The organism is Rhodococcus sp. T2V, assembly GCF_029269925.1.
GTDB lineage: Bacteria > Actinomycetota > Actinomycetes > Mycobacteriales > Mycobacteriaceae > Rhodococcus_F > Rhodococcus_F koreensis.
On record NZ_JARJBD010000016.1, the window covers coordinates 65,406 to 90,699 of the forward strand.

24 protein-coding genes, 4 tRNA genes and 1 pseudogene are annotated in these 25,294 nt (G+C 68.0%); 19 read left to right on the forward strand and 10 right to left on the reverse strand.

Features of this window, described 5'->3' with window-relative positions:
- Positions 1 to 52 precede the first annotated feature (52 nt).
- The 3 genes from P3H15_RS15950 to P3H15_RS15960 are packed head-to-tail and all read left to right on the forward strand — an operon-like array spanning position 53 to position 3,459.
- Entirely contained in the window at positions 53 to 952 is a 900-nt protein-coding gene (locus P3H15_RS15950) for a pseudouridine synthase (RefSeq protein ID WP_276138142.1), read from the forward strand.
- A gap of 45 nt (positions 953 to 997) precedes the next feature.
- Positions 998 to 2,533, forward strand: a complete 1,536-nt coding sequence (locus P3H15_RS15955; RefSeq protein WP_276138143.1) for a CYTH and CHAD domain-containing protein — start codon at positions 998 to 1,000, stop codon at positions 2,531 to 2,533.
- A gap of 47 nt (positions 2,534 to 2,580) precedes the next feature.
- A complete protein-coding gene (locus P3H15_RS15960) occupies positions 2,581 to 3,459 on the forward strand; it encodes a universal stress protein (RefSeq protein ID WP_276138144.1) in 879 nt (292 codons plus the stop codon).
- 12 nt (positions 3,460 to 3,471) lie between these two features.
- On the opposite strand, the gene P3H15_RS15965 is transcribed toward P3H15_RS15960, so the two are convergent.
- Positions 3,472 to 4,209 carry a VIT family protein gene (locus P3H15_RS15965; RefSeq protein ID WP_276138145.1) on the reverse strand — a complete coding sequence of 246 codons (738 nt, stop codon included), beginning with the start codon at positions 4,207 to 4,209 and terminating at the stop codon, positions 3,472 to 3,474.
- Between the two features lie 139 nt (positions 4,210 to 4,348).
- On the opposite strand from P3H15_RS15965, the gene P3H15_RS15970 reads away from it, so the two are divergent.
- From P3H15_RS15970 to P3H15_RS16000, 7 genes are all read left to right on the forward strand, one after another.
- A complete protein-coding gene (locus P3H15_RS15970; RefSeq protein WP_276138146.1) occupies positions 4,349 to 5,131 on the forward strand; it encodes an SDR family NAD(P)-dependent oxidoreductase in 783 nt (260 codons plus the stop codon).
- A 26-nt stretch (positions 5,132 to 5,157) separates the two neighbouring features.
- The gene (locus tag P3H15_RS15975) at positions 5,158 to 6,216 is read left to right on the forward strand and encodes a YbhN family protein (RefSeq protein ID WP_095863337.1); all 1,059 of its coding nucleotides are present in this window, start codon (positions 5,158 to 5,160) and stop codon (positions 6,214 to 6,216) included.
- 63 nt (positions 6,217 to 6,279) lie between these two features.
- On the forward strand, positions 6,280 to 7,104 hold the full coding sequence (locus tag P3H15_RS15980) for an SDR family NAD(P)-dependent oxidoreductase (protein ID WP_276138147.1): 825 nt from the start codon (positions 6,280 to 6,282) through the stop codon (positions 7,102 to 7,104).
- A gap of 119 nt (positions 7,105 to 7,223) precedes the next feature.
- On the forward strand, positions 7,224 to 8,441 hold the full coding sequence (locus P3H15_RS15985; RefSeq protein WP_276138148.1) for an ABC transporter substrate-binding protein: 1,218 nt from the start codon (positions 7,224 to 7,226) through the stop codon (positions 8,439 to 8,441).
- 22 nt (positions 8,442 to 8,463) lie between these two features.
- Positions 8,464 to 9,321 carry a branched-chain amino acid ABC transporter permease gene (locus P3H15_RS15990; protein WP_276138149.1) on the forward strand — a complete coding sequence of 286 codons (858 nt, stop codon included), beginning with the start codon at positions 8,464 to 8,466 and terminating at the stop codon, positions 9,319 to 9,321.
- Positions 9,322 to 9,324: 3 nt separating this feature from the next.
- The gene (locus P3H15_RS15995) at positions 9,325 to 11,148 is read left to right on the forward strand and encodes a branched-chain amino acid ABC transporter ATP-binding protein/permease (RefSeq protein WP_276138150.1); all 1,824 of its coding nucleotides are present in this window, start codon (positions 9,325 to 9,327) and stop codon (positions 11,146 to 11,148) included.
- Positions 11,145 to 11,882, forward strand: a complete 738-nt coding sequence (locus P3H15_RS16000) for an ABC transporter ATP-binding protein (protein ID WP_276138151.1) — start codon at positions 11,145 to 11,147, stop codon at positions 11,880 to 11,882. The genes P3H15_RS15995 and P3H15_RS16000 overlap by 4 nt, the downstream gene beginning before the upstream one ends.
- A gap of 4 nt (positions 11,883 to 11,886) precedes the next feature.
- On the opposite strand, the gene P3H15_RS16005 is transcribed toward P3H15_RS16000, so the two are convergent.
- From P3H15_RS16005 to P3H15_RS16025, 5 genes are all read right to left on the reverse strand, one after another.
- A complete protein-coding gene (locus P3H15_RS16005; protein WP_276138152.1) occupies positions 11,887 to 12,540 on the reverse strand; it encodes a TetR family transcriptional regulator in 654 nt (217 codons plus the stop codon).
- 156 nt (positions 12,541 to 12,696) lie between these two features.
- Positions 12,697 to 12,773, reverse strand: a tRNA-Phe gene (locus tag P3H15_RS16010).
- A 66-nt stretch (positions 12,774 to 12,839) separates the two neighbouring features.
- Positions 12,840 to 12,913: transfer RNA gene (locus tag P3H15_RS16015), tRNA-Asp, on the reverse strand.
- A gap of 95 nt (positions 12,914 to 13,008) precedes the next feature.
- Positions 13,009 to 13,081, reverse strand: a tRNA-Glu gene (locus P3H15_RS16020).
- A gap of 98 nt (positions 13,082 to 13,179) precedes the next feature.
- Positions 13,180 to 13,836 carry a TetR/AcrR family transcriptional regulator gene (locus P3H15_RS16025; RefSeq protein WP_276138153.1) on the reverse strand — a complete coding sequence of 219 codons (657 nt, stop codon included), beginning with the start codon at positions 13,834 to 13,836 and terminating at the stop codon, positions 13,180 to 13,182.
- Positions 13,837 to 14,166: 330 nt separating this feature from the next.
- Here P3H15_RS16025 and P3H15_RS16030 point away from each other — a divergent pair.
- Positions 14,167 to 14,239 (forward strand) — tRNA-Lys (locus tag P3H15_RS16030).
- Between the two features lie 188 nt (positions 14,240 to 14,427).
- Complete coding sequence (locus P3H15_RS16035) at positions 14,428 to 15,573, forward strand: RNA polymerase sigma factor (protein WP_276138154.1); 1,146 nt, start codon at positions 14,428 to 14,430, stop codon at positions 15,571 to 15,573.
- Between the two features lie 7 nt (positions 15,574 to 15,580).
- On the opposite strand, the gene P3H15_RS16040 is transcribed toward P3H15_RS16035, so the two are convergent.
- The gene (locus P3H15_RS16040) at positions 15,581 to 16,171 is read right to left on the reverse strand and encodes a TetR family transcriptional regulator (protein WP_276138155.1); all 591 of its coding nucleotides are present in this window, start codon (positions 16,169 to 16,171) and stop codon (positions 15,581 to 15,583) included.
- A gap of 122 nt (positions 16,172 to 16,293) precedes the next feature.
- Between P3H15_RS16040 and P3H15_RS16045 the strand changes: the two genes are divergently transcribed.
- A complete protein-coding gene (locus P3H15_RS16045; protein ID WP_276138156.1) occupies positions 16,294 to 16,767 on the forward strand; it encodes a DUF4334 domain-containing protein in 474 nt (157 codons plus the stop codon).
- Positions 16,768 to 16,773: 6 nt separating this feature from the next.
- Positions 16,774 to 16,881: pseudogene (locus P3H15_RS55505) on the forward strand (NAD(P)-dependent alcohol dehydrogenase); the annotation flags it as partial.
- A gap of 226 nt (positions 16,882 to 17,107) precedes the next feature.
- Here the strand turns inward: P3H15_RS55505 and P3H15_RS16055 are convergent.
- On the reverse strand, positions 17,108 to 17,698 hold the full coding sequence (locus tag P3H15_RS16055; protein ID WP_276138158.1) for a hypothetical protein: 591 nt from the start codon (positions 17,696 to 17,698) through the stop codon (positions 17,108 to 17,110).
- Positions 17,695 to 18,084: an MmcQ/YjbR family DNA-binding protein gene (locus P3H15_RS16060; RefSeq protein ID WP_276138159.1), complete on the reverse strand. Its 390-nt coding sequence runs from the start codon at positions 18,082 to 18,084 to the stop codon at positions 17,695 to 17,697. The genes P3H15_RS16055 and P3H15_RS16060 overlap by 4 nt, the downstream gene beginning before the upstream one ends.
- A gap of 117 nt (positions 18,085 to 18,201) precedes the next feature.
- Here P3H15_RS16060 and P3H15_RS16065 point away from each other — a divergent pair, with 117 nt between their 5' ends.
- The 5 genes from P3H15_RS16065 to phoU all read left to right on the forward strand — a co-directional run bounded on the left by P3H15_RS16065 (position 18,202) and on the right by phoU (position 24,339).
- Positions 18,202 to 18,807: a DUF937 domain-containing protein gene (locus tag P3H15_RS16065; RefSeq protein WP_276138160.1), complete on the forward strand. Its 606-nt coding sequence runs from the start codon at positions 18,202 to 18,204 to the stop codon at positions 18,805 to 18,807.
- A gap of 411 nt (positions 18,808 to 19,218) precedes the next feature.
- On the forward strand, positions 19,219 to 20,175 hold the full coding sequence (locus P3H15_RS16070) for an acyl-ACP desaturase (protein WP_276138161.1): 957 nt from the start codon (positions 19,219 to 19,221) through the stop codon (positions 20,173 to 20,175).
- A gap of 78 nt (positions 20,176 to 20,253) precedes the next feature.
- Positions 20,254 to 21,396 carry a tRNA dihydrouridine synthase DusB gene (gene dusB / locus P3H15_RS16075; protein ID WP_206006794.1) on the forward strand — a complete coding sequence of 381 codons (1,143 nt, stop codon included), beginning with the start codon at positions 20,254 to 20,256 and terminating at the stop codon, positions 21,394 to 21,396.
- Positions 21,397 to 21,515: 119 nt separating this feature from the next.
- Positions 21,516 to 23,558 (forward strand): LCP family protein, encoded by a 2,043-nt coding sequence (locus tag P3H15_RS16080; RefSeq protein WP_276138162.1) that lies wholly within the window; start codon positions 21,516 to 21,518, stop codon positions 23,556 to 23,558.
- Positions 23,559 to 23,640: 82 nt separating this feature from the next.
- Positions 23,641 to 24,339 carry a phosphate signaling complex protein PhoU gene (phoU, locus tag P3H15_RS16085; protein WP_276138163.1) on the forward strand — a complete coding sequence of 233 codons (699 nt, stop codon included), beginning with the start codon at positions 23,641 to 23,643 and terminating at the stop codon, positions 24,337 to 24,339.
- Positions 24,340 to 24,478: 139 nt separating this feature from the next.
- On the opposite strand, the gene pstB is transcribed toward phoU, so the two are convergent.
- Complete coding sequence (gene pstB / locus P3H15_RS16090; RefSeq protein WP_015888703.1) at positions 24,479 to 25,255, reverse strand: phosphate ABC transporter ATP-binding protein PstB; 777 nt, start codon at positions 25,253 to 25,255, stop codon at positions 24,479 to 24,481.
- Positions 25,256 to 25,294 lie beyond the last annotated feature (39 nt).

The following is a 25,294-nucleotide window of genomic DNA, read 5'->3' on the forward strand; positions in this document are numbered from 1 at the left end:
TCCCTTGCGGTCAACGACGGGTTTTCCCCGCCACTCGACTACCGTGACGAACGTGCCCGACGCCCCACTTCCCGTCCGCGACGGCCTCAACCCGACGCGGCTGAGGATGCCGGACACCGGCACGTGGCCCACCGTGCTCGAATACCTCGTCGCACGTTTTCCGCACGACGAGACCCGTCTGCGCGAGAAGGTCGACACGGCCGAAGTCGTCGACGAGCGCGGGCAGCCGATCACCGAATCCACGCCGTTCGCGCCCCGCCGATTCGTGTACCTGTACCGGGATCCGCCGGTCGAGAAGCGGGTGCCGTTCGAGATCGAGATCCTCCACCGCGACGAGAATCTCCTCGTCGTCGACAAACCCCACTTCCTGGCCAGCACCCCGCGCGGCGCGTACGTCGCCGAGTCGGCGCTGGTCCGGTTGCGCCGAGACCTCGACCTCCCGGAACTGACACCCGCGCACCGGCTCGACCGGTTGACCGCCGGGGTGCTCATCTTCACGGTGCGGCGAGAGGTCCGGCGCGACTACCAGTCGCTGTTCGATCAGCGCCGGGTGACCAAGGAGTACGAGGCCGTCGCCCGCTACGACCCCGATCTCCCGCTGCCCGCCACGGTCCGCAGTCGAATCGTCAAGGAACGCGGGGTCCTGAAGGCGTACGAGGTGGACGGTCCCGCCAACAGCGAGAGCCGAATCGAACTGCTCGAGGTCCACGGCGACGCGGCCCGGTACCGGCTGCTTCCGCACACCGGCAAGACGCACCAGTTGCGGGTGCACATGAGTTCGCTCGGCATCCCGATCCACGGCGACAACTTCTATCCCGATTTCTACGACGTTGCCGCCGACGACTATTCGACGCCGCTGCGACTGCTGGCCCGTTCCGTCGAGTTCGCCGACCCCTGCTCCGGCGTCACACGACGCTTCGCGAGCGTCCGGAGCCTCGACTGGCCGCTGTGACCTCGGGTCCTTTCGCCCGGCCCGCTCAGCCGGAAAGATGGTGACATGAGTACCGCGACGTCCGTCTCCGAAGTGGAACGCAAGTACGAAGCGACATCCGAGCAGCAGCTGCCAGCGCTGTCGGGGCTTCCGGGCGTCGACGGCGAACCCCGGCGCGACACCGTCCAGCTGTCCGCCCTGTACTACGACACGGGTGAACTGCTGTTGCTCCGCTCCGGGATCACGCTCCGCCGCCGGGAAGGCGGCGACGACGCAGGCTGGCATCTGAAGATCCCGGCAGGCGCCGACGAGCGGACCGAGCTGCAGCTGGCACCCGACCCCGAGCACCCCGAGACGGAGGTGCCCCGCGAGTTCGCGGAACTGCTCACGGCCTTCACCCGTGGCGCCGCCCTGAACCCGGTCGCACTCATCAGCACCGACCGCGAGCGGCAACGGCTCGTGAACGCGGCGGGCACGACGCTCGCCGAGGTCGTGTCGGATGTCGTGATCGCCGCCGTCCCCGAGACGGGCACCGGAACCGACGAGCGGGTGTGGCGGGAGATCGAAGTAGAACTCGCGGCCGGCGACCGAAAGCTGTTCGACGCCATAGACTCCCGGCTTACCGATGCCGGAATCACCCGCTCGGACGCGCCGTCCAAGTTGCGGCGGGCACTCGGCGACGCGGTGGGCGGCACCCCGGCCCCAATGCGCGGGAAGAAGCGGTCCGCGCCGCGGACGCTGCTGCTGGAGTATCTGGCCGAGCAGAAGGATTCTCTCGTGACGGCCGACCTCGGCGTGCGGCGCGACGTCGAGGAGTCCGTCCACGACCTCCGCGTCTCGGCCCGGCGGATCCGGAGTGTCCTCCAGGTGTACGGGTCCAGCCTGCGCGACCAGGAGACGGTCGACGAGTTGATCGACGAACTCCGCTGGGTCGGCCAGGCCCTCGGCCCGGCGCGGGACACCGAGGTGCAGTGGAGCCGGCTCGTGGATCGGCTGGGTGACGCCGAGGAGATACCCGACCGCGAGGTCGTGCGGGCGCGTCTCGACGAATACTTCTCGGGACTCGCCGCGGCGGCCCGGCCCGGGGCGCTGGCCGCCCTGAACTCCCAGCGTTACCTCGACCTGCTCGCCGGGCTCGACACGTTCCTCGCCGCCGTCGAGTCGTCGGAGGGTTCGGGTCCGTCGAAGAAGACCGTCGCGAAAACCCTGCGCACGTTGTCGAAGTCCGTCCACGGGCGCGTGGGGAAGGCGGCGGCCGCGACCACCCGGGCCGAGCGCGACGAACTGACGCACCGAGCGCGTAAGCGCGCCAAACGATTGCGCTATGCGATCGAGTCGACGCGGTCACTGACACCGAAGGCGTCCGCCCGCGCGCAGAAGAAGTTCAAGGGCTTTCAGAACGTACTCGGCGACTATCAGGACGCCGTCGTCGCACGGGAGCACATCCTCGCGGCCGTCGCGGAGGATCAGCACTCCGCCGAGTCGAGCCTGGGCCTCGGAATGCTGCTGCAGCGTGAACTCGACCGCGGCGACGCACTGGCAGCCGATCTGAAACCGGAGTGGAAGACCGCGAAGAAGGTGGCCCGAAAAGTCTGGAAGTAGGGCACAGTCGGGGAGTACCCCACCAGCGTGAGCGAAGGGATCCGGACGTGAGCACACCCGCCAGTCATTCCGTCGTCGTCGGCCTGGACGGATCCGACGCCTCCACCGCCGCCGCCCTGTGGGGTGCCGCAGTCGCGTCGAAGTGGGGTGCCACGCTGTCGCTCGTGCACGCGCTGCCGCAGGACGGTCCGCTGTACAGCCCGGCGGCGATCATGCTGGAATCGCAGTTCCTCAGTCAGCTGCGCGAGGACGGCGAGGCCATCATCGGGACGGCGAAGAGGCTGCTGGGGCCGAAGTTCCCCGGTCTCGAGATCGAGACGACCATCAGTCCCGGCCCGGCAGGCACCGCGCTGCTCGAGGCCGCCGACTGGGCGCGGTTGATCGTGCTCGGGTCCACGGGAGCGGGCGCGTTCCGTTCGGTGCTGGTCGGTTCGACGGCGCTGCACGTGGCCAACCGCGCGCCCTGCCCGGTGACCGTCCTCCGGGGCGAGGTCACCGCGCCGGACCAGCGTCCGGTGGTGGTCGGGGTCGACGGAAGCGACCTCAGCGGTGACGCGGTGGCCCACGCTTTCGAGTTCGCGTCGTTCTTCGAGGCGCCCCTGAGCGCCGTCCACACCTGGCAGGGCTCCCCCGGCGCGGGCGGCACCGGCCTGCTCGTCGACTGGGATGCCGTGCAACAGGAGGAGGAGGCCGTGCTCTCCGAGGGCCTCGCGGGCGAGGCGGAACGATACCCGGACGTGTCCGTGACCAGGGTGGCCGAGCAGGGCGCCGCCGCGGACGTCATCCTGCGGCACTCGGCCGACGCCCAGCTGATCGTCGTCGGCAGCCACGGCCGGGGACCGCTGCTCGGCGCGCTGATGGGGTCCACGAGTCAGAATCTGCTCCACCACGCCACCTGCCCGGTCATGATCTGCCGGAACGAGTGACGGTCGCCGGGGCTAGGCGATGCTCGTCCCCACCAGCTGACCGATCCCGTAGGTGACGATCATCGCGAGCGCCCCACCCAGCACGACGCGGAGTACCGCCCGGGTGCGCCGGGCACCGCCGAGGGCCGCGCTGACGGTGCCCGTGAGGACGAGCGCGACCAGCACCGCGACGAACGCCACCGGAATCCGCAGGTGCACAGGCGGTAAGAGGATCGCCAGCAGCGGGACGAGTGCGCCGAGCGTGAACGAGAGCGCCGAGGATCCCGCGGCCTGCCAGGGGTTGGTCAGATCGTTCGGATCGATGCCCAGTTCGATGTCCACGTGGGCGGCAAAAGCATCGTGATCGGTGAGTTCGCGGGCGACCGTCCGGGCGGTCTCGTCCCGTAGCCCCTTGTCCTCGTACATCTCGACGAGTTCCTCGAACTCGGCGTCGGGGGTCTCGGCGAGTTCGCGACGCTCCTTCGACAGCAGCGCACGTTCGGTGTCACGCTGGGTGCTCACCGAGACGTACTCGCCGAGCGCCATCGACACCGCCCCGGCCGCGAGACCGGCGAATCCGGCGGTGAAGATCGCCGAGCGCTCGGTGGTGGCCGCCGCCACCCCGACCACCAGACCGGCCGTCGACACGATGCCGTCGTTGGCGCCGAGGACACCGGCCCGCAACCAGTTGAGGCGGCTCGCCAGACTGGGTGCGTGCGGCTCGTCGGGGTGCCGCGACGGTTCGGCCCGCTCGGCGTTCTGCGCTGACATGCGTTCAGGCTAAGACGAAAAGGCCTGGTCGGATAGCCAGGCAAGGCTGCGCTCGGCTTCGGTGCACGGTTCCCCGCACACCGAAACCAAGCGGTTGCTAGGTTAGGGACGCGATTCCCTCACACGCTCGGAGTTCCTCATGGCGACACCCGCCACCAGCACCCCTCGACATCGCTGCGCCGCACTGGTCACGGGCGGCACCGGCGGCATCGGCTCCGCCATCGCACGGCAACTCGCGACCCTCGGCCACGACGTGGCCATCACCTACCGGTCCAATGCCGACGTCGCCGCGGACCTCGTCGGCGAACTGGAAGGCAGCGGCGTCGCCGCGCAGGCGTTCTCCGCCGACCTCACGGACCAGCCGCGCGTCACGAGCGTCGTGAAGCAGACCGTCGAACACTTCGGTGGCCTCGGCATCCTGATCCACGCCGCCGGACCGCACGTCCCGATGATCCACCTGTCCGAGGTCGCTCCCCGGGACTACGCCGAACACCTCGAGCAGGAGGCGGTCGCGTTCTTCACCGTCGTCAAGGCCGCCCTGCCCGCGCTGCGGGACGCGTCCGGTTCCGTCGTCGCCGTCACGACCGCGGCCACCAGCCGCTTCCCGGTGCGCGACGGCCTCTCCCCGGGAACCAAGGGCGCGATCGAACAACTGGTCAAGGGATTCGCCGCCGAGGAGGGCCGCTACGGCGTCCGCTTCAACTCGGTGGGCCCGGGGATGCTCACCGACGGCATGGCCGAGCGGCTGATCACCTCCGAAGAACTCGATCAACACGCACTCGACGCCGCGATGAGCCGGATACCGCTACGCCGGTTCGGCACCGCCGCCGACGTCGCCGAGGCCGTCTGCTTCCTCGCGGGCGACCGGGCCGGTTTCGTCACCGGACAGAAGCTCGACGTCGACGGCGGATACACGGTCTGATCACCCGCCATGTGTAATGGACGCGTATGACTGACGCCGAAGACACCCGCCCGACGCCCCGCAGGCGTCGTGTCGAATGGGTGATCGGTGGCCTGCTCGTCGTGGTGCTCGCGGTGGAGATCGTCCTGATCTGGCCGGACCTGTCCGAGAGCGTCCAGAACCTCGGCGACCTGAAATGGGGTTGGGTGGCCGCGGCCGTCGTGGCGTCGCTGGCGTCGATGTCGAGCTTCGCCCGGGTGCAGCGCTGCCTGCTGGGGGTGGCGGGTGTGCACATCAGGCAGCGGCAGTCGCTGGCGGTGACGTTCGCGTCCAACTCGATGAGCGTGACGCTGCCGGGCGGCCCGGTTCTCGCGACGACGTTCACGTACCGGCAGACACGGCTCTGGGGTGCGTCGCCGGTGATCGCGACGTGGCAACTGGTGATGGCCGGCGTCCTTCAGGCGATCGGCCTGGCGCTCGTCGGACTCGCGGGCGCACTGCTCGTCGGAGCCAAGACCAACCCGTTCTCGCTGATCTTCACGTTCGGCGGCCTGTGCGCCTTCCTCGTCGTGGCCCAGTACGCCGCGTCACGACCCGACGCACTCGAGGGCGTGGGCATCACCGCGCTGCGCGGCGTCAACGCGCTGCGAAAGAAGCCTCCGCTGACCGGGGTTCGCCAGTGGAAGCACATCGTCGACCAGATGAGCGCCGTCCGGATGGATCGCCGCGACACGGCCCGCGCGTTCGGGTGGTCGCTGTTCAACTGGATCGCAGACGCCTCGTGCCTCGCGTTCGCGTGCTACGCGGTCGGCGCCCATCCCGGGTTCGCCGGGCTCGCCGTCGCGTACGCGGCGGGCAACGCCGCGGGTTCGGCCATCCCACTCCTGCCCGCCGGGCTCGGTGTCATGGACGCCGTGCTGGTGCCCGCCCTGACCGCGAGCGGAATGGCCGGCTCCGAAGCGGTGTCCGCGATCGTCGTCTACCGGCTGGTCAGCTTCCTGCTGATGGCCGCCATCGGCTGGATCGTCTTCGCGGTGCGCTTCCGGGGTGCGCAGCAGGGCGAGGAGGGCCCCGACCTCGAACCGCTGTGGGGTCGCGGCACGTGAATCCCTCCCGCTGAGCGAGAGGGCCGGGCCGAGGGCGCCGCCGACGGTCCTACCGTTCGAGCGGTGACGGAACCGGAATCGGATGAGAAGCAGGTTGTCGTCGTCACCGGCGCGGCCTCGGGAATCGGGGCGGGGATCGCCCGGCATGCGCACGCCCGCGGCATGGCCGTGGTGCTCGCCGACATCGACGCGGCCGCACTGGACCGTGCGTCCGCGGACCTGGGCGGCGTCCTCACCTGCGTCACCGACGTGTCCGACTCCCGATCCGTGCACGCCCTGGCCGAACTCGCGTTCGACTCGTTCGGCCGGGTGGACCTGCTCTTCAACAACGCCGGCATCATGCGGGCCGGATTCCTCTGGCAACTCGGCGAATCCGACTGGGACGCCGCACTCGGCGTCAACATCACGGGCGTCGTCAACGGAATCCGCGCGTTCGTTCCACGGATGCTCGATCAGGGCGGCACCGGCCGCGTCGTCAACACCGCGTCGGTCGGCGGTTTCGCGCCCGGCCCGATGATGTCGCCGTACAGCGCATCGAAATTCGCGGTCGTCGCGATCACCGAATGCCTGCAGATGGAGTTGAGCATGATCGACGCCCCGGTGTCCGCGAGCGTGCTCGCACCCGGGCCGGTCGTCACATCCGTGTTCGACAACCCGTTCGGGGCCGTCTCCCATCCGGCCGTCGATCGTATGGTCACGCAGATGCGCGAGTTGCTCGACACCGACGGACTCGACGCAGACACGTTCGCGCAGTTGGTCTTCGCGGGCATCGACCGCGGCGACTTCTGGCTCGCACCGCAGGGTGAGCATCTCGACACGATGGTCCGGCAGCACACCGCCACCATCCTCGAACGGCGAGAACCGGTGATCCGGCAGTCGTTTCGCTGAGTTCGGCGCGTTCCGGTCGAAATCCTCCCGCCGAGTGAGACATTCCGCGGACATCGACCGTTAGTTCTGCTACCTTTTCCCGAACCAAGCACTTGCTTGCTTACGTTGAAGGGGCGCCCATGCGAATTCGATCCTCAGCTCTCACAGCGGCGCTCGCCGCGACCGCACTCGCGCTCACCGGGTGTTCCGGCGCGGGCGCAGACGACGCCGACGCCGCAGGCGGCCCCTACCGGGTGCTCGTGACCGGCGGAATCAGCGGGCAGGGCGCGCTCGCCGCGAACGCGCAGACGTCCGTGCTCGCGGCGAAGGCGAGCGCCGAGGCCGTGAACAGGGCAGGCGGCGTCGGCGGACGCCAAGTGGAGATCACCGTCGTCGATGACGCGGGCGACGCCACCACGGCCGTGTCCACGCTGCGGGAGGCCATCGCGTCGGGAAAGAAGCCCGACCTCTTCCTCAACTCCGGTCCGTCGACCATCACCACCGCGACACTGCCGATCCTCGCGCAGAACAAGATCCTCTCGTTCAACATCGGGCCCACCGAGGATTCGGCGAATCCGGAGAAGTACCCGCTCAACTTCGACCTCGCCTCGGGACCGGCCGAGAACGCCGAGACCATCGCCCGATACATCAAGGGCAAGGGATACCAGTCCGTCGGCGTCGTCCACGGGAGTAGCGCCTACGGCGAAGTGTTCGGACAGGCGATGGAAGACGCGCTGAGCGAAGAGGGGGTGAGCAGCACCGGATCCGAGGAGTACGACACCGCGGCACTCGACATGACGGCACAACTGCAATCGCTGAAGAACCGGGGCACGCAGGCACTCGTCGTGGACGCCTACGGGGCACCACTCGGCTATCTCCTCGCGAGCCTTCAGCGGCTCGACTGGAACATTCCGCTCGTCGGCAACACCTCGGTCGCGGGAACGTCGCTGGTCTCGAAGGCTGCACCGGAAGGCGTGCTCGGCACTCCGGCCACGGCGAACCTGGTCATGCACGTGCTGTCGAGCACGGTCTACGACGCGAACGACACCGCCGTCAACACGATGGTCGACAACATGAAGGCGATGGGCGACATCCCGTCGACGCTGATCCTCGCCGACAATTACGACGCACTGCCCCTCGTCGTGGCCGCCGCGAACAAGGCCGGATCCTCGTCCGATCCCGAAGCCCTCGCCGAGGCGCTCGAGAACCAGGAGGTCCTCGACGGCGCCGAGACCGCGTTCTCCCCGTCCTATCACTTCTCGGCCGACTCGCACGCGTCGAAACCCGGAGACGAGGCGTACAAGTTCGTGCCGCCGAGCCCACTCCTGAACGGCCAGTACGGAAACCCGAGCGCGTGACACCCACCCACAGGAGATATCGGTGACCATAGTCTGGTCGGGCCTCGCGCTGGGGGCGGTCTACACGCTCGTGGCGATCGGCTACAACATCGTCTTCATCTCGTCCCACACGTTCAACTTCGCTCAGGCCCAGCTGATGATGGTCGGCACCTTCGTCGCCTACACCGGCCTGGTCACCCTGAAGTTGCCCATCCTCGTCGTCGCGGTGACGGCCACGGTCGCCGTGATGATCCTGGCCGGGATCGAGGAGATCGTCGCGGTCCGGCCGGTCCGTGATCACCAGAATCAGCTCGTCACCACGCTCGGCGCCGCGACGCTGATCAACGGTGCGACGCAGCTGATCTGGGGAAGCGAACCGCTCACCGTCCCGTTCTTCGGTTCGAACGACCCGATCACGGTCCTCGGCGGCCGCACGTATCCGGTCGAGATCGTGCTGCTGATTCTGGCGGTCGTGCTGGTGGTCGTCCTCGGCCGGGCCGGCACCCGGACCATGACCGGTCTCGCACTCCTGGGCATCTCCGAGGACCGCGAAGCCGCCCTCTTGCGCGGTGTCAACGTCCGGGCGCTGGCCCTCGGTGCGTTCGCCTTCTCCGGTGCGCTCGCCGGATTCCTCGGGCTCTTCGTGGGTCCCAAGACGTTCGCGGTGGCCACCCTGGGTTCGGCGCTGGCGATCAAGGGCTTCGTCGCCTTGGCGATCGGCGGATTCGGCTCGCTCCCCGGCGCATTGGTCGGCGGCCTGACCGTCGGACTCGTCGAGTCGTTCGCCGCTCTCGACCTGGGCAGCCAGTACAGCAACATCGCGGTCTTCGTCGTCCTCATCGCGATCCTCATGGTGCGTCCGGCCGGACTGTTCGGCCGGACGCGGGAACGGGTGGTGTAAGCAATGGCTCTGTGGCGCCTCATTCGATCGGCCCCGGGTTGGCTCTTCCCGCTCGCCGTCGGCCTCCTCGTGCTGTTCCTGCCGGAGTTCGGTCTGGGCTTCGCACTGTCCCGGCAGGTGCAACTCGCCTGCATCCTCGCGCTGGTCGTCAGCGGCCTCAATCTCAGCCTCGGCTACGCGGGGGAACTCGCGCTCGGCCAGGCCGCGATGTACGCGGCCGGGGCGTACACCGCCGGGCTCATGTCGATCGCCGGATACACGGACATCGTGCTGCAGTTGACCGCCTCGGGGCTGGTCGCGCTCGCCGTGGGCATCGTCACCGGAATCCCGGGATTGCGGCTCGGCAGTTGGTCATTGGCGATGACGTCGTTCTTCCTCGTTCTCCTCGTGCCGGACATCATCGCCGTCTTCGGCGACACCACCGGCGGCCGCAACGGACTCAGCGGGATCGAACCGGCGACCCTGTTCGGTGAGGCGATCGACGCCGACCGGTTCTACATGGTGGTCGTCATCGTCGCGATCCTCTGGTTCGCGGTCCTGCGCAACCTGGTGGTCTCCCGGCACGGCATCGCGTTCCGCACCCTCAAACAGAGCCAGGTACTCGCGTCCTCTGTCGGCATCTCGGTGTTCCGGATGAAACTTCTCGGGTATGCGATCGGCGCGTTCCCCGCCGGCCTCGCGGGCGCCCTGTTCGCGAACATCGACATGTACGTCTCCCCCGAGGCGTTCGGATTCACGTTCGCGACAGCAGTTCTCGCGGCGTGCATCCTCGGAGGCGCGACGAGCGTCTACGGCGCGGCGGTCGGGGCAGCGATCATGCAACTCGGCCCGAACCAGTCGTCCGAGTTCCAGCAGTACGCCCTCGTCTTCTACGGCGGATTCCTGATCCTCGGCGGCGTCCTCCTCAGCGGTGGCCTCGCGAAGGTCGCGAAACAGGCGACGGCGCGGTTGGACCGCGCGGCGGGCCTGACCGGCCGTGCAACCCGCGCCCGCCCCGGAGGCACGGATCGACCGGCGATGGACCCGATGTCGGGTCGGGTACTCGTGGTCGACGGCATCTCGAAGGCATTCGGCGGCAACCAGGCACTCGACGACGCATCGCTGCGAGCGGAACCGGGCAGCATCACCGCGCTGATCGGACCGAACGGCTCGGGCAAGACCACGATGCTGAACATGATCTGCGGGTTCTACCGCCCCGACAGCGGTCGAATCCTGATCGGTGACACCGAGGTCCAGGGCTTGGCGCCGGAACGGGTCGCCGGATGCGGCGTGGCCCGCACGTTCCAGACACCCGACATCCCCGACGGCGTCACCGTCCTCGAGGCGGTGGCCTCCGGTCGGTACAGCACCGACCGGGTATCGATGCTCTCGACCGTCCTGCGGCTTCCCCGTCATCGCAGGGTCCGCGCCGCCGACATCGCCGAGGCGGAACGCGCACTCGAGGTCGTGGGGCTGTCGCACCTGCGCGACGAGACCGCCACCGCACTCCCCCTGGGAATGCGGAGGCTGCTCGAGGTCGCACGGTCGGTGGTCGCCGAACCGCGGGTCCTGCTGCTCGACGAGGTGGCATCCGGCCTCGACGAGGACGAAGTGGAACGCCTTGCCGGCCTGATCCGTCAACTCGGCGACGCCGGCTGCACGATCGTGCTGGTCGAGCACAACTTCCGCCTGGTACTGGCACTCGCCGACACCATCGTCGTGCTCGCTCAGGGCCGCGTGATCGCCGAAGGTCCACCGTCCGAGATCGAACACAACCCTCGCGTACTCAGCGAATACCTCGGCGTCGTCGCCGAGGACACGGAACTGGCCGGAGAGGCGACCTCATGAGCAATCAGACTGCGACACCGCTGCTGAGTCTGCGGAACGTGCAATCCGGTTACGGCGACCTCCGGGTGGTGTGGGACGTCTCACTCGACGTGTGGCCCGGCAAGGTCACCGCACTGCTCGGCCGGAACGGTGCGGGGAAGACCAGCACCCTGCGCGCCATCTCGGGGCTGAACAGGGTGTCCGCCGGGACGATCGACTTCGACGGCCGCGACATCGCTAAGGTGGCGCCGCACCGGCGGGTCCGTCAGGGCATGGCCTACGTGCAGGAGGGGAAGCGGGTGTTCCACCGGCAGACCGTGGAACAGAACCTGATTCTCGGCGGGTACGTCCGCAGGATGCGACGATCGGCCGTCCGCGAGGAGGTGGAGCGGATCTACGACCTGTTCCCCGTCCTCGGCGCGAAACGCGGCCTGCTCGCCGGTGCGATGTCCGGCGGGCAGCAGCAGATGCTGGCGATCGGGCAGGCGCTGATGGCGAAACCCACCCTGCTACTGCTCGACGAGCCGTCCGGCGGGCTGGCGCCCGTGATCGTCGGCGAAGTCATGGAACGCGTGAACACCCTCAAGGAGGCCGGGCTGGCGGTGCTCCTCGTCGAGCAGGCCGTCGACGCCGCGATGAGTGTGGCCGATCACGTCACAGTCCTCGACGTCGGACGCGTCGTCATGGACGCGGATGCGGGTGAGATCGACGACAGGGCGGTGATCCGGGACGCCTACTTCGGGCGCGTCGGCTGAGGAGCTAGCCGCCGAGGCGGCGGAACACGAGACGAACCGCGAGCCCGAGGTGCGCCATCACGTCGTCCACCGAGATGCGGCCGGCCACCCAGGACACCAGGCTCGACATCCAGACGTCGCCGATCACGCGGATGGCGTTCAACTGGTCGTCGGAGATCTTCTCGACTCCGATGGTCTTGGCGAACATCTCCGTCATCAGGGCGCCGAACGCATCCAGTTCGGCCGACGCCGACGCGTCCGCGAACATGAACGCACGCACGAGGGCCTCGTACCGCGGCCGGTCCTTCTCGAGGACCTCGGTGTTCTTCCGGAGGACGAACAGGATCCGCTCCGACGGGGTGTCGCCGGGGATGGTGACGTTCTCGAACCGGGACCGCATGCCCTCGAACACCATCAGCAGGCCCATCACCAGCATGTGGTTCTTCGACGGGAAGTACCGGTACACGGTGCCCAGCGCGACGCCCGCCCGATCCGCGATGGCACGCATCTGCACGGCGTCGTACCCGCCCTCGGACGCGAGTTCCATCGCCGCGGCGACGATCCGCTGGTACCGCTCCCGCTGCGGGGCCTTGGCCCCGCGGGAGGGCAGCTGCCCGTGGCGGAGCAACGACAACAGCCCGTCGCGGCCCGCTGTCAGCGGCTCTTCAGCAGTGCTCATGGACGTCAGCCTAGCGACAGTCACCTCGGCGCCGTCGCGCGACGGTAGCCCCACGTGAGTGCCAAAGTGTGTTCCCTCACACTTTGGCACTCACGTGGGGTGGGAACGAAAAAACTCCGCTGTCGACGTTCTCGACAACGGAGTTTCTGTGAATCGTGGTGGCCAGGGCCGGGATCGAACCGGCGACCTTCCGCTTTTCAGGCGGACGCTCGTACCAACTGAGCTACCTGGCCGGACGGCACCCGAACCGAATGCCTATCGCATTGTGTTGCCGATACCGAGTATCGGCAACACACTTGCGACCCTGACGGGACTCGAACCCGCGACCTCCGCCGTGACAGGGCGGCGCGCTAACCAACTGCGCCACAGGGCCTTGCTTGTCCTGCTGTGCTCTACAAGTGTAGAGCGTTACTGCGTGTCACTTTTACTGCCGTCGAACCATACCGCATGCTCGACACCGGTCAAACGTACCCCCTACGGGATTCGAACCCGCGCTACCGCCTTGAAAGGGCGGCGTCCTAGGCCGCTAGACGAAGGGGGCCCGTCGGATTTCTCCGAACCAGTACCTCAACGGCGTTCCGTTGGGAGCTTGGATAGCTTAGGACACGGATCGAGAATTTCCCAAATCGCCAGGTCAGACTACAAATCGGGCAGTTCTGACCCGGAATCCGGCCATCCGTCCCGCGCAAACTTCTCCAGCCACTCGGGTGAAGCCATCGCCGCGAGGATCACCTCGAGCGATTCGACGAACCGTGCACCGAGGTCGCCCTCCAGCGCGGTCATGTCGGACATGTACCGCTGGCCGGCGAGAGAGGCCGCCAGGACCCGGGTGAACTTCTCCGGGTCGGCATCGGCGCGCAGCGACCCGTCCCGCTGGGCGCGGATCGCGAACTCGTGCGCGGTGCGTCCCCACACCTGCGAGCCGCCGGACTGCACGTCCGGGTAGAACTCGGGTTCGACGATCAGCCGGAACTCGGCCCGCACGATGACGCTCGAATGGAACAGCTTCGCCAGGTCGATCACGAAACCGTGCAGGGCCTCGAACGGCCCGATGTCCGTGCGACTCGTCCACCTGTCGGTCAGGGCGGTGAATTGCTCCACCCCGGACTGGAGGACGGCGCGGGCGAGTTCTTCCTTCGATTGGAAGTGGAAGTACATCGCCCCCTTGGTGGCGTTCGAGCCCTCGAGGATCGTGTTGACCGACGCCGCCGCATAGCCGCGCTTCGCGAACTCGATCGCGGCCGACTCCACCAGTGCAGCGCGAGTGCGTCGCGCACGCTCCTGCTGACGTGCCATGACGGTGAATCCCTCTCCCAAATGTAGTAACCCCCGCTTTTCGCCCTGCAGGGGCGAGCTTGGAGCCATACATAACAGTATCCCCGTTTTGAAAGAACCAACAGAGCAGTCTTCAGATCATCAAAACCTCTCAATAACAAACCTGAAGCCTGTTATGGACTCGAAATCGGACCGCCGCCGAAAACACACCAAGTGGTATAATTCGGGTCGGCTCGGGTGCGCTGCAGGGGGTGCGCACCCGAGCCGACCACATCGATCCCCCGGCACGGCGCGCCGTGCCGGGGGTGCTGTTCTCTCGGTCACTGTCTGCGCACTAGACTCTGGCTCCGCGCCCCTATAGCTCAGTTGGTAGAGCTACGGACTTTTAATCCGCAGGTCGTAGGTTCGAGCCCTACTGGGGGCACCGTCCTGACCAGTTCATCCTGGTCAGGTAGTGCGATAGACGCGTTTTCGGAGCGGCGGAGTGGTCACGAGGTAACGGCCCGGCGGCGCGCTCACCTTGGCCGCGGGGATGTCGAGAATCCGCAGCCGGCTTCGTCCCCGCAGTGAACACGGCCACAATGGGCCGTACCTCACCGAGGAGGTTCGCCAGTGGACGAGGCGGTACTGCGCACCCTCACCCCCGCCGTGATCGGGATCCTCGTCCGCCGCGGAGCCGACTTCGCGGAGGCCGAGGACGCCGTGCAGGACGCCCTGGTCGAGGCCGTGCGCGTGTGGCCGGACGACCCGCCACGGGATCCCAAGGGCTGGCTGGTCACCGTGGCCTGGCGGAAGTTCCTCGACACCGCCCGCGCCCACTCCTCCCGCAGGCAGCGCGAGGAACGCATCGAGGCCGAGCCCGTGCCCGGACCGGTCGAGGCGGTCGACGACACGCTCCAGCTGTACTTCCTGTGCGCGCACCCGTCACTGACACCGGCATCGTCCGTCGCACTCACGCTGCGCGCGGTCGGCGGCCTGACGACGCGTCAGATCGCGCAGGCCTACCTGGTTCCGGAGGCGACGATGGCCCAGCGCATCAGCCGGGCCAAGCGGACCGTCTCGGGCGTCCGGTTCAACCAGCCCGGCGATGTCGCCACGGTGCTGCGGGTGCTCTACCTGGTGTTCAACGAGGGGTATTCCGGCGAGGTGGACCTCGCCGCCGAGGCAATCCGGCTCACCCGTCAGCTCGCGGCCGCGATCGACCATCCGGAGGTCGCGGGTCTGCTCGCGCTCATGCTGCTTCACCACGCGCGGCGCCCGGCACGGACCGGCCCCGACGGCAGCTTGGTACCCCTCGCCGAGCAGGACCGCAGCCTGTGGGACACCCGTCTGATCGCCGAGGGCGTCGACATCCTCCAGGCGGCCCTGGCCCGCGACCGCCTGGGCGAGTTCCAGGCCCAGGCCGCCATCGCCGCGCTCCACGCCGACGCCCGGACGGCCGAGGAGACCGATTGGGTGCAGATCGTCGAGTGGTACGACGAACTGGTGCACCTCACCGACAGCCCGGTGGCCCGCCTCAACCGGGCCGTCGCGGTCGGCGAGGCCGACGGCCCGCGCGCCGGGCTGGCCGCACTCGCGGCGCTGGACGACACACTGCCCCGTCACACTGCGGTCGCGGCCTATCTCCGCGAGCGCTACGGTGACCTGGCAACGGCGGCACGGCTCTACGCGGAGGCGGCCGACAAGGCGCCCAATCTCCCCGAACGAGACCACCTCACGCGTCAGGCCGCTCGGCTCAACGCGCTACTGCGCAGCTGAGCGGCACTCACCCGCGGCGCGGCGCGTCCTCCACCGAGGGCACCCGGATCAACCGCCGAACCGCCTCGACGGCGGTCTGCCGCCGCTGCGCCACCGTGCGCTCCCCCGACTTCTTGCCGCCGGGCGCGGTGGCCAGCGATCGGACGACGTCGGTGATCACGAGCAGTAGTTCGCCTGCGTTCCACGACGGATCGACGAACCCCTCCTGCTGCCCTCGGCGAATCTCGGCGGCCTTGGGCCGCAGGGTGACGATCCGCGCGTCGCTGTCCGCGATCTGTTCCCGCATCTCGAGGTCGGCCCACTCCTGCAGCCGTGCGTTCTCGGGGTGCGCCACGTAGTCGTCGAACAAGCGGCCCGCATACCCCGGCAGATCGTCGCCCCGCAGCGCCGTCTGTTCCGTGGTCTCCGCAATCCACTGCTGGATGACGGCGTCGAACAGCGCTTCCTTGCTGTCGAAGTACGCGTACAGGCGGTCCTTGCTCGCCCGGGCCGCCTCCGCGATGCGGTTGATCCGGGCCCCCGCCACTCCGTAGCGGGCGAATTCGTCCTTGGCCGCGGCGAGGATCCGGTCGCGCGTGGCTTCTCCCGCTGATCGCATGCCGACATCCTAAATTGCCCGTTGCCGAACCATGTGGTTCGGCGTAGCGTGCGCAGTTGACGAACAATCTGGTTCGGAAACTCTTCGACCTTCCCGTCCGCACGAGAACCCGAGGTACGACCATGGACATCGATCAGGCCCGCAGCACGTTCCACGAGCTTCGACGGCGCGACGCCGGCGTCTCCCCCGACGAACTCGACGCCGTGTGGGCGGCACTCGACACCGTGCGGGCCGAGGACATCCTCGGCAGCTGGAAGGGCGACGACTTCGCCACCGGGCACCGCCTGCACGACAAGCTGGTCGCGAGCCGCTGGCACGGAAAGACGTTCCACTCCCCCGAGGACGCGAAGCCGTTGATCTGCCGGGACGCGGACGGCAACCTCTATTCCGACGTCGAGGGCGGCAACGGCGAGGCCAGTCTGTGGAACATCGAGTTCCGGGGCGAGGTCACCGCGACCATGGTGTACGACGGCGCCCCCATCTTCGATCACTTCAAGAAGGTCGACGACTCGACCCTCATGGGCATCATGAACGGCAAGTCCGCACTGGTCCTCGACGACGGTCGGCACTACTACTTCCTGCTCGAAAGAGACTGAGCCCCAATGCAGGTCACCGCAGCCGTCTCACGCGGCCCCGAGTCTCCATTCACGCTGGAGAAGGTCGAACTCGACGAGCCCCGCACGGACGAGGTTCCGGTGCGGATCGTCGCCCGATCAGTGGGCTTCGCAACGCTTTTCGCGGTCGATCCGGTGCCCGCGCGGCGTGCGCTCGCGGCGGAGTTCGGTGCGGTCGCGATCGATCCCGGGACTCAGGACTCGTCGCGGCGATCCGCGCGGGGACCGGCGGCGGCGCCACCCGCACCCTGGACACGACGGGGATCCCCGCCGTCATCGGTCAGGCTGCGGGCGATCACACCCGTGCTCGTGTGGTGAATTGTCAGGGCGCGGCGGGTGACGGCCCGTCGCCGACCTGCCCGTCTGTCGCTCTCGTGTCCCCGCGCATCTCGGCGAGATCCTCACCGCGCTTGCGGTACGTGAAGCTGACTCCTGCGACGCCGAGGAACAGCACCACACCGATGATGGCGCCGGCGAGCGACGCACCGCGGAATCCGGGCGCGTCGACGTCCATGATCCGTTCGCCGGCGTGCGCCGCGCTGTTGCCGCCGAGCACCACGCTGAGCGTCAGCAGATTGGGCAGCACCACAACGACTCCGAGGACCAGCAGCACGATCTGCACGGGCTTGAACCGGCGCTTACGGAACAACCGCCACGCCCCGCGGAACAGCAGCAGGGGCAGCAGCGTGCACAGGGTGCCGAACAGCAGTCCCCACAGGATGCCGCCGCCGAAGCTGCCGTCCGCCATCCCGCCCACGTTCTGCGCCCACGCCCGCGGAAGGTACGCCGCGAGGATGAAATACGCGATGACCAGCACCACCAGGAGGACGGCGATCCCGATGGCCTTCTTGGCCCACGACGGCAGTCCCGACTTCGCCGGCGTGGTGGTGGATGCGCTGTTGTCGGTCGTCATGACTGGTCTCCCTGCGTCGGCAACGGTTCTTCGTCCAGCACCTGCTTCGCCAGTCGCTTCGGCGCGACGAGCGTGTACGACGTCCTGATCCACTCACGCAGCTGTTCCCACCGGGGCCCGTCCGCGTCCGCGACGTCCACTGCGATCCATCCGTGCCTACCGAGACCGTATCCCGCGGGCTCAGCCCCCGGTTCCGTCGCGATTACCGCTTCTGCCTCGTCGACGGTGAGCTTCACCGTCAACCGGGTGGCGTCCACGTCGCTGAACACGAAGTTCTTGCCCCGCACCCGGAACGTCGGGTGCCCGTCCCACTGGGCGATGTCCACCCGTACGGCTTCGGGCAATTCGGCGGCGATCTGTTCGAGGCGGCTCATGTTGTTGCCCATGTGACGATTGTCGGCAGCACCCCGACCGACCGCAACAGGCATATCGGACATACGGGATTCACTAGTGTCGGAAGTCCGGGGGTTTCGACGAAGAGCCCCAAGACGAGGCAGGCATCCATGGCATCGATCGACGACCTTCTGTCCCAGATTCCGATCAACCAGATCGCCCGGCAACTCGGCGTCGACGAGGCCACCGCCGAGACCGCGGTGAAGTCGGCGCTGCCGACGCTCGTCGGCGGGCTCGGCGCCAACGCCGAGGACCCGGACGGCGCCGCGTCCCTGCAGAGCGCGCTGCACGATCACAGCGGAACCACGCTGCTGGACGGCGGAATCGACATCGACCAGGTCGACACGGACGACGGCGACAAGATCGTGTCCAACATCTTCGGCGGCGAACGTGACCGGGTGGCGAGCACACTCGGCGGGGTCGGCGGCGGCAGCGGAGTGGGCAGCGACCTCATGAAGCAGTTGCTGCCGATCCTCGCGCCGATCGTGCTGGCGTACATCGCCAAGCAGGTGACGGGTGGCGGTTCCGCTCCGCAGGCGCAGCCGCAAGGTGCGGGCCGGGCAGGCGGAGGTCTCGGGGACGTACTGGGCGGACTCCTCGGAGGCGGCGGCGGTTCCGGCGGGCTCGGCGGGGTTCTCGGTGGCCTGCTCGGGAAGGGTGCGGGCGGCGGACTGGGCGACGTGCTCGGCGGACTGCTCGGCGGCGGAAAGAAGTAGCGAGACGGGGCGGCGGGTCGCCGCCGCCCCGCAGGGTGTCGATATTCACACCTGGGGTGGATCGAATTCCCAGGAGACTCGGAGCCCGGACGAAGCGCCTCCGACGCAACCGCCGACACGGCTCGAGTTCGGGCGGGGAATCTGTGGAGACCCACAAATCTGTGATCGTCCACAACTGCCCGCGCGTCGCTGTGATGATCTCTCCCTGGGATGATTACGCTGGTCACCGCACACGCAACCTCATCAGTACACTGTCATGTAACGGTTCGCCGCGTGGCGGCGACACATCCCGGAAGGTCCATTACGGATCGGTAACTTCGACGGTTCCCGGGCCGCCGACGGCGTTTACCAACCTACTTACGGTGCCGTAGGCTGAACAAAGTCAAATTTGAGCTACTGGAGGCATTACACATGGCGAGGGACCTGACCCAACTCGAACTGCTGCAGGAGTTGTCGCCGGTTGCAGAAGAGAACGTCAACCGCCACCTCTCCATGGCCAAGGAATGGCATCCCCACGACTATGTTCCGTGGGACGAAGGACGTAACTTCGCCGCGATGGGCGGCACCGATTGGGACCCCGAGCAGTCGCAGCTCGACGAGGTCGCCAAGGCCGCGATGATCACGAACCTCCTTACCGAGGACAACCTGCCGTCGTACCACCGCGAGATCGCGGAGAACTTTTCGCAGGACGGCGCGTGGGGAACATGGGTCGGTCGCTGGACCGCCGAGGAGAACCGTCACGGAATCGTGATGCGCGATTACCTCGTCGTGACCCGCGCCGTCGACCCCGTCCAGCTCGAGCGATTCCGCATGGAGCACATGACGAACGGCTTCGCGTCCCCCGCCGACGTCGACGCAGGCTTCCTCCACTCCGTCGCGTACGTCACGTTCCAGGAACTCGCCACCCGCGTGAGCCACCGCAACACCGGCAAGGCATGCAAGGACCCGATCGCCGACAAGATGCTGCAGCGCATCGCGGCCGACGAGAACCTGCACATGATCTTCTACCGCAACATGTGCGGTGCGGCTCTCGACCTCGCACCCGACCAGGCGCTCGAGGCCGTCAACATGATCGTCCAGAACTTCCAGATGCCGGGCGCCGGTATGCCGAACTTCCGGCGCAACGGTGTCCTCATGGCCAAGCACGGCATCTACGACCTGCGTCAGCACCTCGAAGAGGTCGTGATGCCCGTCCTGCGCAAGTGGAACATCTTCGAGCGGAACGACTTCACCGCCCGCGGCGAGGAGATTCGCGAGAGCCTCGGCAAGTTCCTCGAGAACCTCGAGGGCCAGGCCACCAAGTTCGAGGAGCAGCGCGACCGCATGCTCGCCCGCGAGGCCAAGAAGCGTGAGCAGAAGGCTTCCTGACGAAAACAGTTATCCTGTGCCCGGTACCGGATTCGGTACCGGGCACAGTTTTTTCCAGCACTTTCCCAGAGGTCGTCAATGTCATCCCTTCGTATCGGATCGCTCGAGCTGCGCAGTCCGGTGGTTCTGGCCCCCATGGCCGGGATCACCAACGTCGCCTTCCGCACGCTGTGTCGTGAGCTCGAGACGGAGCGCGCGGGCAGCACGTCCGGCCTGTACGTCTGCGAGATGGTGACCGCGCGAGCGCTGGTCGAGCGGCAGCCCGCGACCCTGCACATGACGACGTTCGGCCCGACCGAGACGCCACGGTCCCTGCAGCTGTACACCGTCGACCCCGACACCACGTACGCCGCGGCCAAGATGATCGTCGACGAGAACATTGCCGACCACATCGACATGAACTTCGGCTGCCCCGTCCCCAAGGTGACCCGCAAGGGCGGCGGTGCGGCGCTGCCGTACAAGCGCACCCTGTTCGGCCGGATCGTCGCGGCGGCCGTGAAGGCGACCGAGGGCACCGACGTCCCGGTGACCGTCAAGTTCCGCGTCGGCATCGACGCCGAGCATCACACGCATCTCGACGCCGGGCGGATCGCCGCCGGGGAGGGTGCTGCCGCCGTCGCGCTGCACGCGCGTACCGCCTCGCAGCGGTACTCCGGCACGGCCGACTGGAACGAGATCGCCCGGCTCAAGGAACACGTCACGGACGTGCCCGTCCTCGGGAACGGCGACATCTTCGCGGCCGAGGACGCGGCCCGCATGATGGAGCAGACCGGGTGCGACGGCGTCGTCGTCGGACGCGGATGCCTCGGCAGGCCGTGGCTGTTCGCGGAGCTGAGCGCGGCACTGAACGGGAAGCCGCAGCCCACTCCGCCCAACCTCGGCGAGGTGGCCACGATCATCCGCAGGCACGCGGAACTCCTCGCCGATCACCACGGCGAGGACAAGGGCCTGCGCGAACTGCGCAAGCACGTGTCCTGGTACCTGCGGGGCTTCCCCGCCGGGTCCGAACTGCGGGTCGCGATGGCCCTCGTGAGCAAACTCACCGAACTCGACGACCTCCTCGTCCAGCTCGATCCGACCATCCCGTTCCCCAAGGACGCCGAGGGTCCGCGCGGGCGGCAGGGATCGCCCGGCACGGTCGCCCTCCCCGAGGGGTGGCTCGACGACCCCGACGACTGCCTGGTGCCCGCCGGCGCCGACCTCATGCATTCCGGTGGTTAGCAGCGCGAACGCGCGTCACCTCGCTACTTGTGGGGAGCCTCGACGTTCGATAAGTACTATGGCTGGAATCCGTCGGGGCCGACGGAGGTCCGAGTCGGCGGAGAGGTCAGGTTGCATCGGTGGGTGATGATCACAGTGCGGACTCACCGACTCCCGAATCCCGCGCCCCCTGGGAGCGTCCTCTAGCGGATCCCAGCTACCGGGAAGCCCAGTCGGGACGGCCGCGGCGACTCCCGCCGCGACAGCCACCTCCCGAACGGCGGCCTCCCGAACCGCCCGCAGCCCCCGAGCACCGTGCACCGGTGGAACGCACCGAACCGTCCCGCCACGACAGCGGCCGGATCGGCCGCCGGGCCGCGGGCGGGCCCACCGAGGCGCTCTCCGTCGCCGACCTGGTGAAAAAGGTCGCCGAGGACGAGGCGAACGACGCGAACGATCCGGAGAAGACGGAGACGATTCCCCCGATAGACGAGCGGCAGCCGCCGCCTCCCGGGGTTCCGCCGCGCAAGAGCCCACCGGCAACGCCGCCGGCAGCCCCGCCGTCGGAGCCGCCGCAGAGCACGCCCGAACCCGAATGGGTCGCAGATTCCGCCGAGACCACCGCGGTACCGCAGGTGGTCGGCAACCCGGGCACCACACGCCTGGCCCTCAACAAGACCCGCAAACGCAAGCGTCTGCGCGCAGCGGGACGCGCCGTCGTCGCGCTCGTCGCGGTGGTCGCACTCGCCGGAACCGGCATCGTCTGGGGCTACCTGCGCTCCACCGAGGGCAAGTTCGACCAGATCGCGGCACTCGACACCGAATCGACCGACATCGTCGACGCCGTCGGGCAGACCGGTGACGAGACCTACCTCATCGTCGGCACCGACACTCGCGCCGGCGCGAGCGGCGAGGTCGGCGCCGGAACCATCGACGACGCCGAGGGCTCCCGCGCCGACACGGTGATGCTCGTCAACATCCCCGCCGACCGGAGCCGGGTGGTCGCGGTGTCGTTCCCCCGCGACCTCGACGTCGAGCGGCCCGTCTGCCAGGGCTGGGACAACGACAGCGGCAGCTACACCGGCGAGACCTTCCCCGCCGCCGACGGCGACAAACTCAACGCCACGTACGCGCTCGGCGGACCGAAGTGCCTGGTGAAGGTGATCCAGAAGATGTCGGGTCTGAAGATCGGCCACTTCGTCGGCATGGACTTCGCCGGCTTCGAGTCGATGGTCAACGAGATCGGCGGGGTGAAGGTATGTACCACCCAGCCGCTCGAGGACGACGTACTCGGCACCGTTCTGCCGCAGGCGGGCACCCAGATGCTGGACGGCAAGACGGCACTGAACTTCGTCCGCGCCAGACACGTCGAGGCGGAGGGCAACGGCGACTACGGGCGCATCAACCGGCAGCAGAGATTCCTCTCCGCCCTGCTGAGGGGCGCCCTGTCCAGTCAGGTGCTGCTCAATCCCAGCAAATTGAACGGTTTCATCAACGCGTTCACCCGCGACACGTTCGTGGAGAACATCGACACGAAGTCGCTGGTCACGCTCGGGCGCTCACTGCAGAACGTCGACGCGGGCGCGGTCACCTTCCTGACCGTGCCCACCGCAGGCACCACCGAGTGGGGCAACGAGATTCCCCGCACCGACGACATCAAGGCCATCTTCCGGGCCATCATCGACGACGAGGCGCTGCCCGGCGAGAAGCGGGCGGAACCACTGCCCTCGACCGCACCCGAGCCGCAGGCCGCGCCGCCCGCCCCGGAGACGGTCCAGGCCGTCGACCCGTCCAGCGTGACGGTGCAGGTGTCGAACGCATCGGGTGAGTCGGGGCTGGCCGCGACCGTCGCCGACAATCTCGCCGCCGAGGGGTTCCAGATCTACAACGTCGGCAACTACACGGGCACCAGCAGCGAGACCGTCATCCGGTTCTCGCCGGGCCACGAGGCCGAGGCGGCGACCCTGGCGTCGTCGTTCCCGGGTGCGGTGCTCGAGGCGACCACCGGACTCGGAACGGTCGTGGAGGTCGCGCTCGGTTCGAGCTTCTCCGGGACCGTGCAGACACCGAGCCCGATCGACACTCCGCTGAACGTGTCGGACGTGCGAATCGGTCAGCCGGAGGACGCGGAAATCCCCGCGGACCTGGCGGTTGTGAACGCGGGCGACACGTCCTGCGATTGAGCGCACGCTCAGCGGCGTCGTTCACCCTGCGTTCACCGTGTGATCGTGACTTGGTTTCCCGTGCACCGTAGGCTGTGACCTCATGCGCGTGGCTTACAACGAACAGATGACCGAGCTTGCCGACCTGCTCGGTGAGATGGCGGGGCTTGCGGGGGTCGCCATGGAGCGAGCCACCCAGTCGCTGCTCCAGGCCGACCTCTCGCTCGCCGAGCAGGTCATCGGCGAGCACGACAAGATCACCGAGCTCAGCACCATCTGCGAGGAGCGGGCGTTCGCCCTCCTCGCCCTGCAGGCACCGGTCGCCGGCGACCTCCGCTCCGTCGTCAGCGGAATCCAGATCGTCGCCGACATCGACCGGATGGGGGCGCTGGCGCTCCACGTCGCCAAGATCGCGCGCCGCCGACATCCCAACCACGTGCTCCCCGAAGAGGTCAACGGCTACTTCGCCGAGATGGGACGCATCGCCGTCTCCATCGGCGCCGCCGCCCGCGAGGTCCTCGAGACGCGCGACCCCGAGCGTGCCGCGCGCCTGCGCGAAGAGGACGAGGCGATGGACGACCTCCACCGGCACCTGTTCACCGTGCTCATGGACCGCGACTGGAAGCACGGTGTGGCCGCCGCCGTCGACGTCACCCTGCTCGGCCGCTTCTACGAGCGTTTCGCCGACCACGCCGTCGAGGTGGGCCGCCGGGTGATCTTCCTGGTCACAGGCAAGCTGCCCGACGACACCGAGACCGCCGTGAACGACGCCGACAACCTCACGTCCTACCCGGAACTGTAGACTCCCCCAACACTTTTCGCGCGAACGGGACGCTCGTACGGTCTGACCGTACGAGCGTCCCGTTCGTTCACTGGACGTCGTCCATACGAGGAGAACGCCCCGGCCGAAGATCCGGCCGGGGCGTTCTCCTCGGTGTGCGTTATCCGAAGCGGCCCGAGATGTAGTCCTCGGTGGCCTTCTGCGTCGGGTTGGAGAAGATCTTCTCGGTGTCGTCGATCTCGACGAGACGTCCCGGCTTGCCGGTCGCCTCGAGGTTGAAGAACGCGGTCTGGTCACTCACACGCGCCGCCTGCTGCATGTTGTGGGTGACGATCACGATGGTGAAGTCCTTCTTCAGCTCCGTGATGAGGTCCTCGATCGCGAGGGTCGAGATGGGGTCGAGCGCCGAGCAGGGCTCGTCCATCAGCAGGACGTCGGGCGAGACGGCGATGGCCCGGGCGATGCACAGACGCTGCTGCTGACCGCCGGAGAGTCCGCCACCGGGCTTGTCGAGACGGTCCTTGACCTCGTTCCACAGGTTCGCGCCGCGCAGCGACCGCTCGGCCACCTCGTCGAGACGCTTCTTGCTGCGCTCACCCTGCAGCTTGAGGCCGGCCACCACGTTGTCCTTGATGGACATCGTCGGGAACGGATTGGGACGCTGGAACACCATGCCGATCGTCTTGCGGACGCCGACCGGGTCGATGCCGGAACCGTAGATGTCCTCACCGTCGAGGAGGATCGAACCCTCAACGCGCGCACCGGGAGTCACCTCGTGCATGCGGTTCAGCGAACGCAGCACGGTCGACTTGCCGCAACCGGACGGACCGATGAACGCGGTTACGTTCCGCGGGGGGACCGACAGCCCGACATCGGCGACGGCGTGGAACTTGCCGTAGTAGATGTTGACGTCCTTGAGATCCAGACGCTTGGCCATTACCGGCTCCCTACTGATTGGTGTACGAACTCGAGTGTA

Coding starts and splice junctions, on each gene's coding strand:
- P3H15_RS15955 (WP_276138143.1), top strand. CDS start 998: ATGAGTACCGCGACGTCCGTCTCCGAAGTGGAACGCAAGTACGAAGCG.
- P3H15_RS15965 (WP_276138145.1), bottom strand. CDS start 4,209: ATGTCAGCGCAGAACGCCGAGCGGGCCGAACCGTCGCGGCACCCCGAC.
- pstB (WP_015888703.1), bottom strand. CDS start 25,255: ATGGCCAAGCGTCTGGATCTCAAGGACGTCAACATCTACTACGGCAAG.
- P3H15_RS16040 (WP_276138155.1), bottom strand. CDS start 16,171: ATGCGATCAGCGGGAGAAGCCACGCGCGACCGGATCCTCGCCGCGGCC.
- P3H15_RS15970 (WP_276138146.1), top strand. CDS start 4,349: ATGGCGACACCCGCCACCAGCACCCCTCGACATCGCTGCGCCGCACTG.
- P3H15_RS16000 (WP_276138151.1), top strand. CDS start 11,145: ATGAGCAATCAGACTGCGACACCGCTGCTGAGTCTGCGGAACGTGCAA.
- P3H15_RS16005 (WP_276138152.1), bottom strand. CDS start 12,540: ATGAGCACTGCTGAAGAGCCGCTGACAGCGGGCCGCGACGGGCTGTTG.
- P3H15_RS16055 (WP_276138158.1), bottom strand. CDS start 17,698: ATGACGACCGACAACAGCGCATCCACCACCACGCCGGCGAAGTCGGGA.
- phoU (WP_276138163.1), top strand. CDS start 23,641: ATGCGCGTGGCTTACAACGAACAGATGACCGAGCTTGCCGACCTGCTC.
- P3H15_RS15985 (WP_276138148.1), top strand. CDS start 7,224: ATGCGAATTCGATCCTCAGCTCTCACAGCGGCGCTCGCCGCGACCGCA.
- P3H15_RS16060 (WP_276138159.1), bottom strand. CDS start 18,084: ATGGGCAACAACATGAGCCGCCTCGAACAGATCGCCGCCGAATTGCCC.
- P3H15_RS16065 (WP_276138160.1), top strand. CDS start 18,202: ATGGCATCGATCGACGACCTTCTGTCCCAGATTCCGATCAACCAGATC.
- P3H15_RS16070 (WP_276138161.1), top strand. CDS start 19,219: ATGGCGAGGGACCTGACCCAACTCGAACTGCTGCAGGAGTTGTCGCCG.
- P3H15_RS15975 (WP_095863337.1), top strand. CDS start 5,158: ATGACTGACGCCGAAGACACCCGCCCGACGCCCCGCAGGCGTCGTGTC.
- dusB (WP_206006794.1), top strand. CDS start 20,254: ATGTCATCCCTTCGTATCGGATCGCTCGAGCTGCGCAGTCCGGTGGTT.
- P3H15_RS16045 (WP_276138156.1), top strand. CDS start 16,294: ATGGACATCGATCAGGCCCGCAGCACGTTCCACGAGCTTCGACGGCGC.
- P3H15_RS15995 (WP_276138150.1), top strand. CDS start 9,325: ATGGCTCTGTGGCGCCTCATTCGATCGGCCCCGGGTTGGCTCTTCCCG.
- P3H15_RS16025 (WP_276138153.1), bottom strand. CDS start 13,836: ATGGCACGTCAGCAGGAGCGTGCGCGACGCACTCGCGCTGCACTGGTG.